Origin of the sequence: Streptosporangium lutulentum (assembly GCF_030811455.1) — a bacterium.
GTDB lineage: Bacteria > Actinomycetota > Actinomycetes > Streptosporangiales > Streptosporangiaceae > Streptosporangium > Streptosporangium lutulentum.
The window spans coordinates 5327399-5344015 of the sequence record NZ_JAUSQU010000001.1; the positions used below are offsets into that span (position 1 = coordinate 5327399).

A 16617-nucleotide genomic window follows, 5' to 3' on the forward strand; every position below is an offset into this window, starting at 1 on the left:
GGAATCTAGCCTGCGCAGGCGCGGACGATGTCCTCGCAGATCGCGTGGGTGGCCAGGGCGTCGCCGGCGTCGATCACGACGCCGGAGCGGACCGCGTCCAGGAACTCCAGGCAGACCTGTTCGATGCCCCGCTGGCGGGAGACCGGGGTCCAGTCGCCGCGGCGGGTCAGCGTCTCTCCCCCGGCGTGGTCGATCACGTCGGCGAGGTTGACCACTCGCCGCTTGACTCCCCCGCCCATGACCTCCACGGTCTCCTCGGCCGCACCGCTCACCCTGTTCATGATCCCGAACGCGGTGAAGCCGTCTCCGGAGAGCTCCAGCGTCACGTGCTCCAGCAGCCCGTCCCTGACGCGGCTCCGGATCCCGGCGTGCTCGATCTTCCCGGGCACCAGGAACCTGAGCGTGTCCACGACGTGGACGAAGTCATCGAAGATCGCGGTGCGCGGGTCCTCCGGGAGGTCCCTGCGGTTCTTCTCCATCACCACCAGGTGACGGGGCAGGTCGAGCAGGGCCGCGTAGGACGGCGCCCTGCGGCGGTTGAACCCGACGAGCAGCGACCGTCCCCTCTCCCGTGCCAGCCGTACCAGGCGCTCGGACTCGGCGAGGGTGTAGGCGATCGGCTTGTCCAGGTAGACGTGGACGCCCGCCTGGAGCAGCGGCTCGACGATCTTCACGTGGGCGCCGGTGGCCGCGTGCACGAAGGCCGCCTCGACGCCCGCGCCGAGCAGCTCCTCCACCGAGGTGAAGCGGTGCTCGATCCGGTGCGCGTCGCCGAGACGGTCGAGCGTGACCTGGTTGCGGGTGCACAGGTGGAGGTCGAGGCCGGGCAGCGCGGAGAGGACGGGCAGGTAGGCCTTCTCCGCGATATCGCCGAGGCCGATCATGGCGAGCTTCATGAACCGAGCGTACGGCCTACGCCGCCGTCGCCGACCGGTTTCGCCACCACGCGAGAGTCCCCGTCAGCGCCTCGTCCATCGAGGTCGGCTCCATGCCGAAGGTGGTCCGGAAGTCGGTGGAGTCCATGACGAAGGGCCGGACGAACTGGTAGCGCAGCTCCTCCAGCTCGCCGAGCATCGGCGAGAAGGTCCCTGCGGTGCGGACGAGCCAGTGGGGCATGGTCTTGACTCCCGGGTTCCGGACGCCCGCGAGCGCGCACAGGCGCTCCGCGACCTCCTGAGCCGTCATCGGGTCGTTCGTGGGAACGTGCCACGCCCGGCCCCAGGCCCGGTCGCCGGCCCCCGCCGCCACCAGGGCCCGCGCCACGTCCGGCACGTAGGTCCAGCTGTGCGGCTGCGTGGGATCGCCGACGTAGCGGACGGGCTTTCCCCCGAGCAGCCGGGGAACGAACCTGTCCCCCAGGTGCGACTGGTCGAGGCAGCCGGGACCGAAGTAGTCCGAACCGCGCACCTCGGTCACCCGGACCCGCCCCGCCTCGTGCGCGGCCAGGGCCTCCCGCCACATACCGGCCCGGATCGCGCCCTTGGCGCTGGGCGGCGTGAGCGGGTCGCTCTCCCTCATCGGCCGCTCGGGGGCGCCGTAGCCGTAGAGGCAGCCGAGGATGACGTAGCCCGCGCCGGTGGCCTCTGCGGTCGCCAGCATCGATCCGGCCATCGCCGGCCAGTCCTGCGCCCAGCGGTGGTAGGGCGGGTTGACGCAGTTGTAGAAGGTGTCGGCCCCCTCGGCCAGCGTGGTCAGCCGCTCCCGGTCGGCCACGTCGGCCACCGCCTTGCGGACCCCCTGAAGATCGGGGCCGGATCCGGAACGGCTGACGAGGACGACCTCGTGCCCCTGCCCCGCCAGGAGGCGGGCGACCTCGGAGCCGACCTGTCCGGCTCCGGCGATGACGTGCTTACCCATGTCGATCTTCCTTTCGCTGATGTTCGAGGATGCTTCAACGGGTTCGCGTCACTGAGCCCACAGCAGCCGCAGCGCGGCGTTGACGACGTAGACGGCGGCGAAGACGATCCCCGGGGTCAGGCGTCCGGCCATGACCAGCGCCGCGGCGCCGCCGCCGAACCAGAGGACCTCCAGAACGACCCTGGCGAATCCGGTGAGCGGGATCACGGCGCCGTTGGCCGCGCCGAAGAGGGCCCAGAGCGCGATGAAGAGCGCGGGTGCGCCAAGCCCGAGGAGCAGTTTCACCGGCCAGTTCTGCCCCACGACGAACCCCCAGTAGCCGACCGAGACGAGAACGCCCAGTTCCAGCAGGAACATGACCAGAAGGTTGGTGTTCTTGGCCAGGGACAGCATCGAGGGCTCCTTGGAGATTGTCGTTCCGTTTCGAGAGCAATGCTCTCCCAAAAGAACGACGCTCGTCAAGAGCACTGCTCTTTTTTTCTTTCGGTGCTCTGGTATGGTCCTGGGCATGAGCTCAAGCCGTACAGCGAGAGAACGGGTCCGGGCCGAGCTGACCCGCGAGATCACCGACATCGCCCGCAGCCAACTCGCCACCGAGGGGGCCGGCGGCCTCTCCCTGCGCGCGGTCGCCCGCGAGATGGGCATGGTCTCCTCGGCGATCTACCGTTACTTCCCGTCGCGGGACGACCTGCTCACCGCCCTGATCATCGACGGCTACAACGCCGTCGGCGAGGCCGTGGAGAACGCCGAGGCGGCCTGCCCACGCGAGGACCACTCCGGCCGGTTCACGGCCGTGTGCCATGCCGTACGCGACTGGGCGCTGGCCCATCCGCACGAGTACGCCCTGCTGTACGGCTCACCCGTGCCCGGCTACCAGGCTCCCGTGGACACCGTCTCCGCGGCGCTTCGCGGCACCCACGTCTACGGCCGGATCATCTCCGACGCCCACCGCGCCGGAGCCCTCGACCCGCCCGGCCTCTGCCCGCCCCCGCCCCCCTCCTTCGCCGAGGACGCGGCGCGCGTGCGCGAGATCATGCCCGAGGCCCCCGACGACCTCGTCATCCGCGCCCTGATCACCTGGACCGGCCTGTTCGGCTGGATCGGCTTCGAGCTGTTCGGTCAGTTCACGAACGCGATCCTCGACCCGACCCCCGCCTTCGATCACTCCATACGCTGCCAGGCCCGTTTCCTCGGCCTCCCAGCCTGACAAAGTATGACTTCGCCGAGATTAGTAACGCTTTTATGCCTAACGTGATAGATGAGAGAGACTCAGCTCTCAAGCGAGCCATCCACCACAGGCGAGAGGCGTTCCCGATCCATGGCGGAAAGTCCTATTCACGGTGAAGGTGTAACGGTCCGCACGCTCTTCGAGCGCAATTCCTTCGCCCTGGACTACTACCAGCGGGAGTACACCTGGACCCGTCACGAGGTCGGCACCCTGATCGACGACCTCAGCCAGCGTTTCCTCAGCCAGTGGAACCCCCTGCACGAGCGCGACGAGGTCAGCCGCTACGCCCCCTACTTCCTCGGCCCCTACGTCTACCACGAAGGCGAGGGCCGTACCTTCCTCGTCGACGGCCAGCAGCGCGTCACCACGCTCCACCTCGTGCTCATCTACCTCCGGCAACTGCTGCTCGACCAGGAGAAGTGGATCTACGCCGACGAGCTGGAGGGGCTCACCTACACGGCGCGGCACGGCAGGCGGAGCTTCAAGGTCGGCAGCACCGAGGAGCTGGCCCGCGCGCAACTGCTCAACTCCCTGGTCACGGATTGGAACGGTCTCAAGGGGTTCACCCTGTCCGACGACGCCCACATCTCGGTGAGAAACCTTCACGACCGGAGCAGGGAGATCGACGGGGAGTTCCCCGAGGTGCTGCGCGGCGAGGCCCTGGTGCCCTTCGTCCGGTGGCTGCTCGACCGCGTGTGCCTGGTCGGCATCCGTGCCCTCGACCAGGAGAACGGACGCGAGATCTTCGTGTCCATGAACGACCGGGGGCTCCGGCTGAGTCACGTGGACCTGCTGAAGGGACACCTCTTCCGGCGGGTCGACCCGCGGACGCGCGAGGAGCTGAGCAAGGCGTGGGCCGACATGCTGGCCCGCCTCACCACCGCGGAGACCGACTCCCCCGAGGCCAACACGCCCAGCGCGTACGTCCGCTCGTTCCTCCTGGCGCAGTACGCGCACCTCGACGCGGCGTCCGCGGACGCCGCCGACATCGGGAGAGCCGTCCACGAGTGGATCCTGCGCAACGAGGTCCACCTGGGCCTCGACCGCCCGGCCGGAGCGCGGGAGTTCGTCCAGAGGCTCACGAACGTGTCCGAGCGCTACTGCGTGCTGCTCCGCGCCTGCCGGGAGTTCAGGCCCGATCTGGCCGCCGTCTACTTCAACGGCTACCACGGCATCGACAGCCAGTTCACCCTCCTGCTCTCCGTCGCCTCTCCGGAGGACTCCGAACAGGTGTTCGTTCAGAAGTGCTCGATGGTCTCGATGTTCCTCGACCTCGTCTACGTACGGCGGTGCGTCAACAACCTGCCGGTGCAGCGCCGCGACCTCGACGAGATCGTCCACCGGCTGATCCCCGTCCTGCGGATCTGCCGGACGACCGACGACGTCGCCACGGTCCTCGGCAGGGAGACCTCCCTGCTTGATCACGACTTCCGCGAGCTCACCTCCTTCGGGCTCCGGGCGAACAACCGCCGCCTGGTCCGCTACCTGCTCTCACGGATGACCGCCCACGTCCAGCGGGCGTGCGAGGGGGGAGAGCACGAGTACGACTTCCTCCGGGGAGCCCGCGACTACGAGATCGAGCACATCTGGGCCAACCGCTTCGAGCGGCACCGGGGCTCCGTCAAGAACATCGAGGAGTTCTACCTCCGGCGCAACCGCCTCGGCGCCCTGTTGCTCCTGCCCAAGTCCGTCAACGCGAGCTTCCGGGACGACCCCTACGAGCGGAAGATCGAGCACTACTACGCCGAGAACCGGCTCGCAGCCTCGCTGCATCCCAAGAGCCGCCTGCGGAACACCCCCTTCACCCACTACCTCAGGGACTCCGGACTCGACAAGGCGTTCCAGCCCTGCCCGGAGTTCGGCGTCAAGGAGATCGAGCGGCGTCAGCAGCTCTACCGGCTCCTCTGCGAGGAGATCTGGAACCCGTCCAGGCTCGGCTTCCGCCTGCCGGTGATCGAACTTCCTCCCGAGCCGCCTCCGGCCCGCCGCCACTACGGCGTCGAACTCCTCGATCTGATCAAGGGGGGTCTGATCCCCCCGAACGCCAAGATCTTCCGGACGGTCAGGGGTGAGATCCACTTCGCCACCGTCGAGGAAGGGGGGACGATCAGGGTGGAGGCGACGAGCGAGGTCTTCCACTCCCTGTCCGCCGCCGGGGCCGCGGTCGCCGGGACCAAGGCATGCGCGGGCTGGGACGTCTGGCGGATCGAACACGGCGGTGCCGCGGTGCCGCTGAAACGCCTCCGCGAGGAGGCCATCAACCGCGGCCTGGCCGGCACCGGCTCATGACGCTCCACGGACCCGTAGGTGCCGGGAGCCTCCGGGTCACCTGATCGACCGATGCTCAACGCTCGCCGAACAGCCGTTCGTCGACGAACGCGTTGCGGAACTTACCGGTGGGGTCGTGGTCGGTGAGCAGCCGCCGGAAGTCGGGAAGCCGCTCGTACAGAGATCGCACCCGCTCGGGACCCATGACAAAGAGCTTGCCCCAGTGGGGCCGGGCCTCGAAGGGTTCCAGCAGGTCCTCGATCACGGCGAGCACCCGTCGCACGGCCGGCCAGTCCTTCTTCCAGGTGAAGTGGAGGGCGACGACGTCCTCCCGGTAGGAGGGGCTCATCCACAGGTCGTCCGCCGCGACGGTGCGGATCTCCGACACCTGCAGAACGGGGGCCACGATCTCCCTGACGCCGTCCAGCGCGCGGAGCGCGGCGATCGCGTGGCGGCGCGGCAGCAGATACTCCGACTGGAGCTCCTCCCCGCTGCTGGGGGTGAAGTCCAGGCGGAAATGCGGCAGCCGGTCGTACCACGGGCCGGGCACGCCCATCTGCGCGGTGCAGTTGACGGCGGACAGCCCCGGCAGGGGATGCCGGTCGGCCGGCGCCGCGGTGGCGTCCAGCCAGCGCGGCGCCGGCTCCCACGGACCCGGCTCGTCGACGCGCTGCTTCACCCACACCTGGTCGATCCGAGGGCCGTTCCAGCCGGTGAACAGGCTCACGCTGTACGCGGCGGACATGATCTCCTCGAAGTGCTCCTCCAGCCGCGCCCACGGGAGGTTCTCGTAGACGTACTGCCGCACGTCGAAGGTCGGGACGACGTCGAGGGTGACCCGGGTGACGACGCCCAGCGCGCCGAGCCCGACCACCGCGCCGGCGAAGCGGTCGCCGTCCTTCTCCCGGCTGAGGACGACGATCTCGCCGTCGGCGGTGACCAGTTCGAGCCCGGACACCGCGGTCGCCAGGTTGCCGTTGCCCACCCCTGAGCCGTGCGTGGCCGTGGCGCAGGCCCCGGCGACCGAGATGTGCGGCAGCGAGCCGAGGTTGTGCAGCGCGTAGCCCTCTCCGTGCAGCCATCGGCTCAGCTCGCCGTACCGGACCCCGGCACCGACCGTGACCGTACGGCGTGCGGGGTCGAGCTCCGTCGAGCTCGGGAGATCCTCCAGGGAGACGAGATCCCCGCCGGGCCGGTCGGCGATCTCGTTGAAGGAGTGACGGGTGCCGAGCGCCCGCACCCCGTCGCTTTTCGCGACCAGCTTCTGGAGCTGCTCCACACTGCCGGGGCGATGGATCCGCGCGGCGTCGTAGGTGATGTTGCCGGCCCAGTTCGTCAGCCGTCCGGTCAAGGTATGCCCTCTCTACGCCTCACGCCAGGCCGCGCGTGATCGATGCACGCCTCACGCCGGGTCGTGCAGGGGCACGACGGCGGCACCGGCGCACCAAGCGTAGTTCAAGGGCGTTGTCCTGCCTCCTGCGGCCGTCACGGCTCATGGAGCGTGACGACTCACGGGCCGCAACGACTTACGGAGCGTAACGACTCATGGGCGTCAGCGTCCACGGATCGTCACCGGCCGCGAACCGTCACCGTCCACGGGCCGTCACCGGCCGCGAACCGTTACCGGCCCGTGGACGGTCACCGTTCGTGATCGGTCACCGCCCACGGGCCGTCATCGGCCGCGCGTCGTCACCGTTTGTGCGCCGCGCACTCGATGCAGGTCCGCGCGACCGGACGTGCCTTCAGGCGTTCGAAGGCGATGGGCCGTCCGCAGTTCTCACACACGCCGTACGTGCCCTCGCGGAGCCGTTCGGACATCTGGTCCAGATCCTCGAGGCGAGAGCGGGCCTTGTCGAGCAGGCTTTCCAGATGGGCTCGCTCGAAGGCGAGCGTCGCCCCCTCCGGATCGTGCTCGTCGTCGTTCGCCACCAGTGTTGCCGATTCGATGATGCCGTCCCAATCACGCGTCAGTGCCGCGATCTGGATCATCGTACTCTCACGATCCTCGGTCAGAAGATCCTGCATGGCCGCCCGCTCCGAGGAGGAGAGGCCCGCTCCGGAAAGCTGCTTGCCCATCGGCGTTTTCACCCCGTTCCACAACCGGGTCCGCGTTCCCTGCCGGAGACAATGCGGACATTCCGTACGAACGCGCTGATTTGGGGATTCTCCCCATTTTACGGCTCCCAACTCACCAAAGCCGTCGCCATAAGAGCCGATCTCGGTCATAGCCGCCCTCGCCGAACCCGCGTCAGGCGGATGGCACTCAGCCATCGGGAAACCACGCGCCTCAACGCCGAAGAAGGGATCCGGCGACGTTGAGCTGGACATGACTCGACCGCGCCCCTGCGGATTTCGCGGTGGGCGCGGTCGGGTGAACGACGTTGATGCCTTGTGGGCCGTTGTCGGGCGACGCCGATCGGCAGGTCCTGCCGGGCGCCGGGCATCACCGGCCCGGCAGATCGTGCCGGGCGGCGCGGGCGGGTGTCAGCGGAAGGCGCGGCTGGTCAGCGTCCGGTCCGGTTGACGGCGGAGACGACGGCCTTGAGAGCGGCGGTGGTGGTGTTGGCGTCGATGCCGACGCCCCACAGGACCTGACCGGCGATCTCGCACTCGATGTAGGAGGCGGCCTTGGCCTCGGCGCCGGAGCTCAGCGCGTGCTCGGCGTAGTCCAGGACGCGGACCTCCACCCCGACCTGGGCCAGGGCGTCGCAGAAGGCGGAGATGGGGCCGTTGCCGACACCCTCGACCTCACGGATCTCACCGCTGACGCGCAGGTCGACGCTGATGGCGTCCTTCGCGTCGCCCCCGGAGACGTGGCGGTGGGCCAGCAGGCCCAGGCGGCCCCACGGGCTGACCGGGTTCGGCAGGTATTCGTCGGTGAACGCCTCCCACATCTGAGCCGGGCTCACCTCGCCGCCGAGGGCGTCGGTGCGGGCCTGGATGACGCGGGAGAACTCGATCTGCAGGCGGCGCGGCAGGTCCAGGTGGTGGTCGGCCTTCATGATGTAGGCGACCCCGCCCTTGCCGGACTGGCTGTTGACCCGGATGACCGCCTCGTAGGTGCGGCCGATGTCCTTGGGGTCGATCGGCAGGTACGGCACCGCCCAGGTGAACTCGTCCACCGGGACGCCCGCGGCGGTCGCGTCGCGCTCCAGGTGCTCAAGACCCTTCTTGATGGCGTCTTGGTGGGACCCGGAGAAGGCGGTGTAGACGAGCTCGCCGCCCCAGGGATGACGCGGGTGGACAGGCAGCTGGTTGCAGTACTCGGTGACCCTGCGGACCTCGTCGATGTCGGAGAGGTCGATCTCCGGGTCGACGCCCTGGGAGAACAGGTTCATGCCCAGCGTGACCAGGTCCACGTTGCCGGTGCGCTCACCGTTGCCGAACAGGCAGCCCTCGATCCTGTCTGCCCCGGCCATGTAGCCCAGCTCGGCGGCGGCCACGGCGGTGCCCCGGTCGTTGTGCGGGTGCAGGGACAGCACGATCGAATCGCGGTAGGCCAGGTTGCGGTGCATCCACTCGATCTGGTCGGCGTAGATGTTCGGCGTGGCCATCTCGACGGTGGCGGGCAGGTTGACGATGACCTTGCGGTCGGGGGTGGGCTGCCAGACCTCGTTGACGGCGTCGCAGACCTCCACGGCGTACTCCAGCTCGGTGCCGGTGAAGGACTCCGGGGAGTACTGGAAGTAGATCTCCGTGTCCTCCATCTCGGCGGCCAGCTTCTTGCACAGCTTGGCGCCCTCGACCGCGATGGCGGTGATGCCCTCCCTGCCCTGGCCGAAGACGACCCGGCGCTGGAGGGTCGAGGTGGAGTTGTAGAGGTGGACGATGGCCTGCTTGGCGCCGCGCACCGACTCGAAGGTCCGCTCGATCAGCTCGGGCCTGGCCTGGGTCAGGACCTGGATGACCACGTCGTCGGGGACGCGCCCCTCTTCGATGATCTGCCGTACGAAGTCGAAGTCGGTCTGTGAGGCGGCCGGGAAACCCACCTCGATCTCCTTGTACCCCATCTTCACCAGCAGCTCGAACATCTTGAGCTTGCGGTGGGAGTCCATCGGGTCGATCAGCGCCTGGTTGCCGTCACGCAGGTCCACGGCACACCAGCGGGGGGCACTGTCGATGACCTTGCCGGGCCAGGTGCGGTCGTCGAGCCGGACCGGGACGAAGGGTTGATAACGCTTGAACGGCATGGGGCTGGGCTGCTGCTGCGGATACATGCAATGGCTCCTCGGCTGGAAAACAATCGCGGCCGACGCGCATGACTCTCTCCGCGACGAGGGAGCCGGCCTTCTACAGGCCCTCGTCGCGGCAGCTAAGAAGCAGTCCGCGCAGCATGCACAGCAGGCTAGCAGACGGTCTTAAATTCCTGAGACTCAAGCCCACATAATGAGATCTTTGACGTCCGCGGGCCGTTTCGGGAGCTCCCCGCGGCGGCGCACCGGATCATCGGGTCGCCGATCCGGCCGGGGTCACGGACCGTACGATCCCGTCAGGGGCGTCGCCGCCGTCGGCCCGGCCTGCGGACGGGCGGCCGGCCGCTGATCGGATACAGTCCCAGGAAAAAGCCGACAGGGGGAACGGGCATGAACGACGTCGACATCCTCACCCACATCAACAAACTCATCGCCGAGGAGCGAGAGCTCCGGGACCGGCTGGGGACCCACGCGATCTCCTCGAACGAGGAGAACAACCGGATCAAGCAGCTGGAGGAGGCTCTCGACCAGGCCTGGGACCTGCTCAGGCAGCGCCGGGCCCGCCGGGAGTTCGGGGAGGACCCGGACTCGGCGGCACCGCGCCCGATCAACGAGGTCGAGGGCTACCGCCAGTGACCCCTCGCCCGTGAAGCCCTTCCGGGCGCGCTCGGCGGACGGTGACCGGACGCGCTCAGCGGGGGAACGGGCAGGCGGGAGGAACGACCGGCAGAGGATCGCCGTCGGCGGGAGCCGGTGAGACGCTCTCGCCGGACGGGCTCGGAGCAGGCGAGGGACTCCGGCCGGGCAGGCCCGAAGCCGGTGAGGGACCGTCGCCGGACGGGCTCGGAGACGGCGAGGGATCGCGGCCGGCCGGTTCCGGAATCGGCGGGACGGCCCTGGCGGCACCGGTCCGCAGCGCCGGGGCGAGCCAGGAGATCACGCTCTGCTCGGCGTACCAGCCGTGCAGGTTCACCGAGGTCCTGAACACCTCACCGGGGTCGGGGCAGAGCACCTTCGACTGCAGCTGGTCGTTCCGGAGGAAGCTCACGCTGCCCTCGCGGTCCAGAATCGTGGACATCTGGTCGTCGCTGGCGACCAGGTAGCCCACGATCACCCTGCCGGGTTCCTTCTCGTCCTCGACGACCTGCAGGGCGATCAGCGGGAGGATCGGCGCCTTCATCACGACCACGCCGGCCAGGAACGGCATGAGCGCCGCCATCGCGGTCGCGATGCCGTGGGTCAGCACCCTGGCGGATCCCGCGGGCACCGGGCCGGTCAGCAGCACCGTGAGCCCCGGCGGAAGCACCAGCAGGATCGCGGACGCCATGTCGCCCGCGGCGAACGCGGTGGCGACGGCCGGCCACAGCAGCACGTAGGAGAGCACCGCGGCGATCAGCGGCAGCGCGTAGCAGAACGTGGTCCGCAACTCCTCGTGGCCCGGAAACCGATCACGTACCGTCAGGCCCGCCACGGCCAGCGCCAGCATCGCCAGCGTCGGCAGGAAGCGCAGCTGCCAGGCGAGCACGCCCACCACGACGGCCAGGAGCACGACCCAGTCGGGCAGCCGCTCGGCGGCGCGCACCAGCCACGACGTGCGGCCCGTGCTGATCCAGTAGAGGGTGCCGAGGAGCCGTCCGCCGAGGACGACGACGGGCAGCACCCAGATCGTCGCCAGCAGGACCGCGCTCAGCAGGCCCAGCGGGCTGATGGTCTGCACGAGCAGGAGCAGCGTCTGGGTGTCCTGCTTGCTGGCGTACCACAGCCGCATCACCAGCAGGGCGAGGGGGAACACCGGCAGCAGCGCGAGGAACCACTCCTGGTTCCTCGGCGCGTTCTTGACCCGCGCGTCGGGCTTCAACTGGACGAGCACTCCTGGACTGCGAGGGTGCGCTCCCACGGCCACCTGCGCACCGGCGGCGGGAGCACGCACGGCTGGTTGGCCTGGGCCACGTTCGCGTTGGTCTGGCCGGTGGGGTCGTCCGACAGCAGCGGGCCGATGTACGTCTGGTACGCCTGCTCCCACCTCTGGTCCTGGGGATCGGCGTAGGAACGGTACAGGGAGAGGTCGACCAGGGTGCGCAACGCGTCGTTGGCGCCCGTGTTGACCGCCCACATCTCCGTCTTCTCCAGCGCGATGTCGTGGTGGACCAGCGCGCCGCCTGACTCCTTGACGAACCCCGCCAGGAGGGCCGCGTCGGTGGTCACCGCCTCGAAAGCCCCGTCCTTCAGCCCGTCTATGCAGTCCTTGATCGAGTTCACCCCGGTGATGACGGCGTTCGTCCCCTCCGTCGCCTTGGCCAGCTCGCTCTCGGAGGTCGAGGTGCCGAGGGTGCAGATTCTCTGGCCCTTCAGCTGCCCCAGAGACGTGATCTTCTTGGAAGGGGTGGAGCTCCTGGTCACCACGGACTGCTCGGTGTAGAGGTAGGGCGCGGAGAATCCGACGGAGGGGTCCGCCTCGCGTTCGGGCGTCACGCTGAAGGTCGCGACGACGAGGTCGACTTTGACGGGCTGGCCCTTGTCGTCCTCGGCCTGCATGCGTGCCCTGTCCTCGGTCTCGATGGACAGGAAGTCGACCTTGTCCGGCGGAAAGCCCAGATCCGCGGCGAGCATGTAGGCGATCTGGATGTCGAAGCCCTCGAAGCCGCGACTGCCCGTCTCCTTCTGCAGGGCGATGTTCGGGGTGTCGTTCTTCACGCCGATCCGGATCCTGTCCTTTTTGAACAGTCCCGCGTTCTCGCGCAGCTCTGCCTCGGTGGGCGGCCCGCTGGTCCACATGACGGATGCCCCGACCACGGCCGCGGCGAGGATCAGCGCGATCCACGCGGCCAGCCGGAACCTCCGGAACCTTATCCGGCCGGACGGCGCGGGCCGATGGTCCCCGTCGTCCTCCGGGCCTTCGGCCCATCGCTCCCGGTCGTACCGGTCCGCGGCCCGCCGGTCGCGCTCGTCACCCGGCCACCGGTCTCGCTGGTCATGCTCATCGTCGGACAGCCGGTCGTCCTCGTCGCCGGACCGCTGATCGCGGCCGTCGTCGCCCCACCGGTCCCCCCGGCCGCGCCCTCCGCCGGGTCCCCGGTCGTGCTCCTGACCGGCTCGCCGGTCGCGCTTCTGACCGTGCTGCTCGGGAGGGGCTGAGAACTCCTCCGGTTGCGTCCCTCCGTCCGCAGATTTTTCCGCCATGACGCCCCCGGGCTCCGTTTTTTGCCAGGCTATGCCGCCATCATCCACAACGGGGAGATCTTCACCAAGAAGAGATCAAAAACGACTTCCAGCCCGGGAAAGTCCGGTTCAGACGGCGAGGAGACGATGAATCTCCTCCCCACGCAGTTCCTCGGCCGCCCCCGAGTGGACGACGTGCCCGGCGTCGAGGATCAGGAAGCGGTCGGCCAGGCGCAGCGCCAGGTCCAGGTACTGCTCGACCAGCAGGAGCGACAGGCCCGAGGCGTGCAGCCGCTCGATCGCCTCCTCGATCTCGATGATGATCGACGGCTGGATGCCCTCGGTGGGCTCGTCCAGGATGAGCAGCTTGGGACGGGTGACCAGGGCACGGGCGATGGCGAGCTGCTGTTGCTGTCCACCGGACAGGAATCCGGCGCGCCGCTTGAGCAGCGGTTTCAGGCGGGGGAAGGTCTCCAGCGCCTCTTCCAGCGCCTCCTGCGGACCGCCGGAGGCCTCCAGGGTGACCTGAAGGTTGCCGAGCACGCTGAGCTGGGGGAAACTCTCGTGCCCCTGGGGGACGTACGCCATGCCGAGCCGTACCCGCTCATGGGACGCCAGGCGCGTCACGTCGCGGCCCTCGAAGGTGACCGACCCGGCGGTGGCGGGCAGCACGCCCATCACGGTGTTGAGCAGGGTGGTCTTGCCCACCCCGTTGCGGCCCATCACGCAGACCAGCTGCGCCGGCTCCACCTCCAGGGAGACCCCGAACAGGACCCGGGCCCTGCCGTACCCGGCGTCAAGATCACGTACCGACAGCATCGCTTGGCTTCCTTCCCAGGTAGACCTCCTGCACGCGGGGGTCGTCGCGGATCGCCTCGACCGAGCCCTCGATCAGCACCCTGCCCTCGTGCAGGACCGTGACCTGCGAGGCGTACCTGCGCAGGAACTCCATGTCGTGCTCGATCACGATCACCGTGTGGTCGCGCGCCACCGAGGTCAGCAGCTCGCCGGTGCGCTCCCGCTCGTCCTTCGACATCCCGGCCACCGGCTCGTCCAGCAGGAGCAGCTTGGGGCCCTGGGTGAGCAGCATGCCGATCTCCAGCCACTGCCGCTGCCCGTGGGAGAGCACCCCGGCGGGACGGTCCGCCAGCGGTCCGAGCTCGGTGGTCTCCAGCGCCTCGGCGACGGCGTCGGAGACACCCCGTCTCCGACGGGCCAGCGACCAGAGCGGCTGCCGGAACGACGCGGCCAGGTCGAGGTTCTCCAGGACCGTGAGCTCCTCGAAGACCACCGAGGTCTGGAAGGTCCGCCCGACGCCGAGCCGTACGATCCGGTGCTCGCGCAGGCCGGTCAGGCTGCGCCCGTCGAAGACGACCTCGCCGGTGGTCGGCCGGGTGAGACCGGTGATGACGTCGATGAGCGTGGTCTTGCCCGCGCCGTTGGGCCCGATCAGGAACCGCAGCTCGCCGCGTTCGACGGTCAGGTCGATGCCGTCGATGGCGCGGAAGCCGTCGAAGACCACCGACAGGTCGCGCACCTCGATCATCGCGTTCACGAGACCTCCTCCATGACTCTCATGCCGGGGGTGGCCGCGGGCGGGTGCCCGGGATCGCCGCCCGGGGCCGCCCGCCGCCGCGCCAGGGCGTCGCGGGCCGAGGCGGCCAGACCGACGATCCCCTTGGGGGCCAGGGTCATGACAAGAATGAACAGCGCGCCCTGCAGGTACAGCCAGCCGTCGGCGAACTGCTCGCTGAAGGACGTCTTGGCGTACCCCATGACGACCGCGCCGAGGATGGCCCCGGCCAGGGCGAACCTGCCGCCCACCGCGACCGCGACGACGAGTTCGAGCGAGGGGACCACTCCCAGCAGCGCCGGCGAGATGATCCCGACGACGGGCACGAACAGCGCGCCCGCGAGCCCCGCCATGCCCGCCGAGATGGCGAAGGTGACGGTCTTGACCCTGGCCGGGTCGTACCCGAGGAACCTGACGCGGTCCTCACCGTCCCTGACCGCGATGAGCAGCCGCCCGAAGCGGCTGTTCACCAGTTGCCGCGCGCCGAGATAGAGCAGCCCGCACGTGACGGCGACCACGAAGTACAGTCCCCGCTGGGTGGAGTCGTCCGCCAGGTCCCGGCCGAACAGGTCGAAGAAGTTGGTCAGCCCGTTGGTGCCGCCGGTCAGGCCCTGCTGGCCGACGAGCAGGATGACGAACGCGGCGGCGAGCGCCTGGGTGAGGATCGCGAAGTACGCGCCGCGCACCCGCTGCCTGAACACCAGCAGGCCCAGCACCGTCGCGATGAGCATCGGCCCGACGATGACCATGGCCAGCGCGAACACCGGATTCGCGAACGGTTTCCAGAGCGCGGGCAGTTGCTCGACCCCGCTCCACACCATGAAGTCCGGCAGGTCTCCCTGGGCGTCCACCAGCTTCAGGTGCATGGCCATCGCGTAGCCGCCGAGGCCGAAGAACACCCCCTGGCCGAGCGCCAGCATGCCGCCCTGCCCCCAGGCCAGGCCGATGCCCAGGGCGATGATCGCGAAGCACAGATACTTGGCCAGCAGGCCGAGACGGAAGGGCTCCAGCAGGAGCGGGGCCACGACCAGGGCCAGCACGGCCACCGCCGCGAAGACGCCCGGCCCCTTGAGGCGTGCGAGGTTCATAGAATTTCGGGACGAAGACTCCTGGCTTCAGCCATGAGCAAGACGTCCCTGCCTCCCCTCGGTTATGGTCATGCTCGGGCTTGCGACAACCAAGTGAGTCTCGCGGAGTTGAAGGTCCTCGCCGCCGGGCTGGTGGAGAGATGAAACGCCTGTGGAGCCGATATAAGACACGGCACTCGTTCTGGGTGGCTGCGATTGGCTACGAAGCAGGAACCCCGACCTGTGAGGGTTCGGATTCCCAGGCTTCGGCCGTAGGGAAGATGTCAAGTCAGCGCCCTCGATCGGAGTACGAACAGGCCCTGCGGCCGGAACTGGAGGAAGGCGATGATCGCGGCGAACACGACGACCTTCGCCAGACTGGCGTCGCTCCAGAACTCGGCGTAGGAGTTGAGGAGGCCGAGCCCCGCGGCGGCGATGACCGCTCCGCGCAGCTGGCCGAGTCCGCCGGCGACGACCACGAGGAAGGCGTCGACGATGTAGTAGGTGCCGAGGGCCGGGCCGACCGGGCCGATCAGGGTGAGTGCCACCCCGGCGACCCCGGCGAGACCCGAGCCGATGAAGAAGGTGCGCTGGTCCACGCGGCCGGTGTTGATGCCGCTGACGGCGGCGAGCTGCCGGTTCTGCATCACGGCCTGCATCCGGCGGCCCTGGCCGGTGCGGTTCATGTAGGCCCAGATGCCGACGACGGTGGCGAGCGCGAGGGCGAAGATGAACAGCCGGTTGTACGGCAGGGACCCGATCCCGCCCTGCAGCCAGGTGGGCGCCTGGACCTGGACGTTGGGCGCCCCGAAGAGGTCGCGGGCGAGTTGCTGGAGCACGAGGCTGACACCCCAGGTGAGAAGCAGGGTGTCGAGCGGGCGGCCGTAGAAGTGCCTGATCGCGGTCCGCTCCAGGATCAGCCCCATCAGCCCCGCGACCAGGAACGCCACCGGCAGGGCCACGATCACGGCCATCCGGCCCGTGAGGTCCTGGAGCAGGTAGGCGGTGTACGCCCCGGCCATGATGAACTCGCCGTGGGCCATGTTGATCACGCCCATCTGGCCGAACGTGAACGTCAGCCCGAGCGCGATGAGAAGCAGTACGGCGCCGATGGACAGGCCGATCGGCAGCTGGTTGAGAAAAGCCTCCACCGGTGTGCCCTTTCCTACGAGTGTGTGGCTCCGGAACCGGGTCGTGCCGCGTTGTGGGCGCGTCACGGTGGTGCCCGTGATCAGGTCACGACCCGGGTCCGAAGCCGGTCTGCGGGGAGGC

15 protein-coding genes are annotated in these 16617 nt (G+C 69.0%); 3 read left to right on the forward strand and 12 right to left on the reverse strand.

The features are described 5' to 3' along the window. Positions 1-5: 5 nt before the first annotated feature. The 3 genes from J2853_RS23695 to J2853_RS23705 are packed head-to-tail and all read right to left on the reverse strand — an operon-like array spanning position 6 to position 2250. Positions 6-896 carry a Gfo/Idh/MocA family protein gene (locus tag J2853_RS23695; protein ID WP_307561456.1) on the reverse strand — a complete coding sequence of 297 codons (891 nt, stop codon included), beginning with the start codon at positions 894-896 and terminating at the stop codon, positions 6-8. A 16-nt stretch (positions 897-912) separates the two neighbouring features. After that, positions 913-1857: an NAD-dependent epimerase/dehydratase family protein gene (locus J2853_RS23700; RefSeq protein WP_307561457.1), complete on the reverse strand. Its 945-nt coding sequence runs from the start codon at positions 1855-1857 to the stop codon at positions 913-915. Between the two features lie 48 nt (positions 1858-1905). Further along, on the reverse strand, positions 1906-2250 hold the full coding sequence (locus tag J2853_RS23705; RefSeq protein ID WP_307561459.1) for a YrdB family protein: 345 nt from the start codon (positions 2248-2250) through the stop codon (positions 1906-1908). A 115-nt stretch (positions 2251-2365) separates the two neighbouring features. Here J2853_RS23705 and J2853_RS23710 point away from each other — a divergent pair, with 115 nt between their 5' ends. Both J2853_RS23710 and J2853_RS23715 read left to right on the forward strand, forming a co-directional pair. Further along, positions 2366-3064, forward strand: coding sequence for a TetR/AcrR family transcriptional regulator (locus J2853_RS23710; RefSeq protein WP_307561461.1), 699 nt, complete (start codon positions 2366-2368; stop codon positions 3062-3064). Positions 3065-3175: 111 nt separating this feature from the next. Next, positions 3176-5374, forward strand: coding sequence for a GmrSD restriction endonuclease domain-containing protein (locus tag J2853_RS23715; protein WP_307561463.1), 2199 nt, complete (start codon positions 3176-3178; stop codon positions 5372-5374). A gap of 55 nt (positions 5375-5429) precedes the next feature. Here the strand turns inward: J2853_RS23715 and J2853_RS23720 are convergent, their stop codons facing one another. The 3 genes from J2853_RS23720 to leuA all read right to left on the reverse strand — a co-directional run bounded on the left by J2853_RS23720 (position 5430) and on the right by leuA (position 9570). Beyond that, entirely contained in the window at positions 5430-6704 is a 1275-nt protein-coding gene (locus J2853_RS23720) for an FAD-binding protein (protein ID WP_307561465.1), read from the reverse strand. 338 nt (positions 6705-7042) lie between these two features. After that, a complete protein-coding gene (locus tag J2853_RS23725) occupies positions 7043-7681 on the reverse strand; it encodes a TraR/DksA family transcriptional regulator (RefSeq protein WP_307561467.1) in 639 nt (212 codons plus the stop codon). 176 nt (positions 7682-7857) lie between these two features. After that, the gene (gene leuA / locus J2853_RS23730) at positions 7858-9570 is read right to left on the reverse strand and encodes a 2-isopropylmalate synthase (RefSeq protein WP_307561469.1); all 1713 of its coding nucleotides are present in this window, start codon (positions 9568-9570) and stop codon (positions 7858-7860) included. Between the two features lie 366 nt (positions 9571-9936). On the opposite strand from leuA, the gene J2853_RS23735 reads away from it, so the two are divergent. Then, entirely contained in the window at positions 9937-10182 is a 246-nt protein-coding gene (locus J2853_RS23735; RefSeq protein ID WP_307561471.1) for a DUF2630 family protein, read from the forward strand. A gap of 55 nt (positions 10183-10237) precedes the next feature. Here J2853_RS23735 and J2853_RS23740 read toward each other — a convergent pair whose 3' ends face one another. The 6 genes from J2853_RS23740 to urtB form a co-directional block, all read right to left on the reverse strand. Then, positions 10238-11416 carry a hypothetical protein gene (locus J2853_RS23740; RefSeq protein ID WP_307561473.1) on the reverse strand — a complete coding sequence of 393 codons (1179 nt, stop codon included), beginning with the start codon at positions 11414-11416 and terminating at the stop codon, positions 10238-10240. Beyond that, positions 11401-12726, reverse strand: a complete 1326-nt coding sequence (locus tag J2853_RS23745) for a transporter substrate-binding domain-containing protein (RefSeq protein WP_307561475.1) — start codon at positions 12724-12726, stop codon at positions 11401-11403. Before J2853_RS23745 ends, J2853_RS23740 begins: the two co-directional genes overlap by 16 nt. Positions 12727-12834: 108 nt before the next feature. Further along, a complete protein-coding gene (urtE, locus tag J2853_RS23750) occupies positions 12835-13524 on the reverse strand; it encodes an urea ABC transporter ATP-binding subunit UrtE (protein WP_307561477.1) in 690 nt (229 codons plus the stop codon). After that, positions 13508-14251: an urea ABC transporter ATP-binding protein UrtD gene (gene urtD, locus J2853_RS23755; RefSeq protein WP_307568785.1), complete on the reverse strand. Its 744-nt coding sequence runs from the start codon at positions 14249-14251 to the stop codon at positions 13508-13510. The genes urtE and urtD overlap by 17 nt, the downstream gene beginning before the upstream one ends. A 5-nt stretch (positions 14252-14256) precedes the next feature. After that, positions 14257-15366 carry an urea ABC transporter permease subunit UrtC gene (gene urtC / locus J2853_RS23760; RefSeq protein ID WP_307561478.1) on the reverse strand — a complete coding sequence of 370 codons (1110 nt, stop codon included), beginning with the start codon at positions 15364-15366 and terminating at the stop codon, positions 14257-14259. A 263-nt stretch (positions 15367-15629) separates the two neighbouring features. Further along, a complete protein-coding gene (gene urtB, locus J2853_RS23765) occupies positions 15630-16496 on the reverse strand; it encodes an urea ABC transporter permease subunit UrtB (RefSeq protein WP_307561480.1) in 867 nt (288 codons plus the stop codon). Positions 16497-16617: the final 121 nt, after the last annotated feature.

Bases quoted from the DNA above. Each gene is read 5' to 3' on its own strand.
- J2853_RS23695 (WP_307561456.1), bottom strand. From the start codon at position 896: ATGAAGCTCGCCATGATCGGCCTCGGCGATATCGCGGAGAAGGCCTAC.
- J2853_RS23700 (WP_307561457.1), bottom strand. From the start codon at position 1,857: ATGGGTAAGCACGTCATCGCCGGAGCCGGACAGGTCGGCTCCGAGGTC.
- J2853_RS23705 (WP_307561459.1), bottom strand. From the start codon at position 2,250: ATGCTGTCCCTGGCCAAGAACACCAACCTTCTGGTCATGTTCCTGCTG.
- J2853_RS23710 (WP_307561461.1), top strand. From the start codon at position 2,366: ATGAGCTCAAGCCGTACAGCGAGAGAACGGGTCCGGGCCGAGCTGACC.
- J2853_RS23715 (WP_307561463.1), top strand. From the start codon at position 3,176: ATGGCGGAAAGTCCTATTCACGGTGAAGGTGTAACGGTCCGCACGCTC.
- J2853_RS23725 (WP_307561467.1), bottom strand. From the start codon at position 7,681: ATGTCCAGCTCAACGTCGCCGGATCCCTTCTTCGGCGTTGAGGCGCGT.
- leuA (WP_307561469.1), bottom strand. From the start codon at position 9,570: ATGTATCCGCAGCAGCAGCCCAGCCCCATGCCGTTCAAGCGTTATCAA.
- J2853_RS23735 (WP_307561471.1), top strand. From the start codon at position 9,937: ATGAACGACGTCGACATCCTCACCCACATCAACAAACTCATCGCCGAG.
- J2853_RS23745 (WP_307561475.1), bottom strand. From the start codon at position 12,726: ATGGCGGAAAAATCTGCGGACGGAGGGACGCAACCGGAGGAGTTCTCA.
- urtE (WP_307561477.1), bottom strand. From the start codon at position 13,524: ATGCTGTCGGTACGTGATCTTGACGCCGGGTACGGCAGGGCCCGGGTC.
- urtD (WP_307568785.1), bottom strand. From the start codon at position 14,251: ATGATCGAGGTGCGCGACCTGTCGGTGGTCTTCGACGGCTTCCGCGCC.
- urtC (WP_307561478.1), bottom strand. From the start codon at position 15,366: ATGAACCTCGCACGCCTCAAGGGGCCGGGCGTCTTCGCGGCGGTGGCC.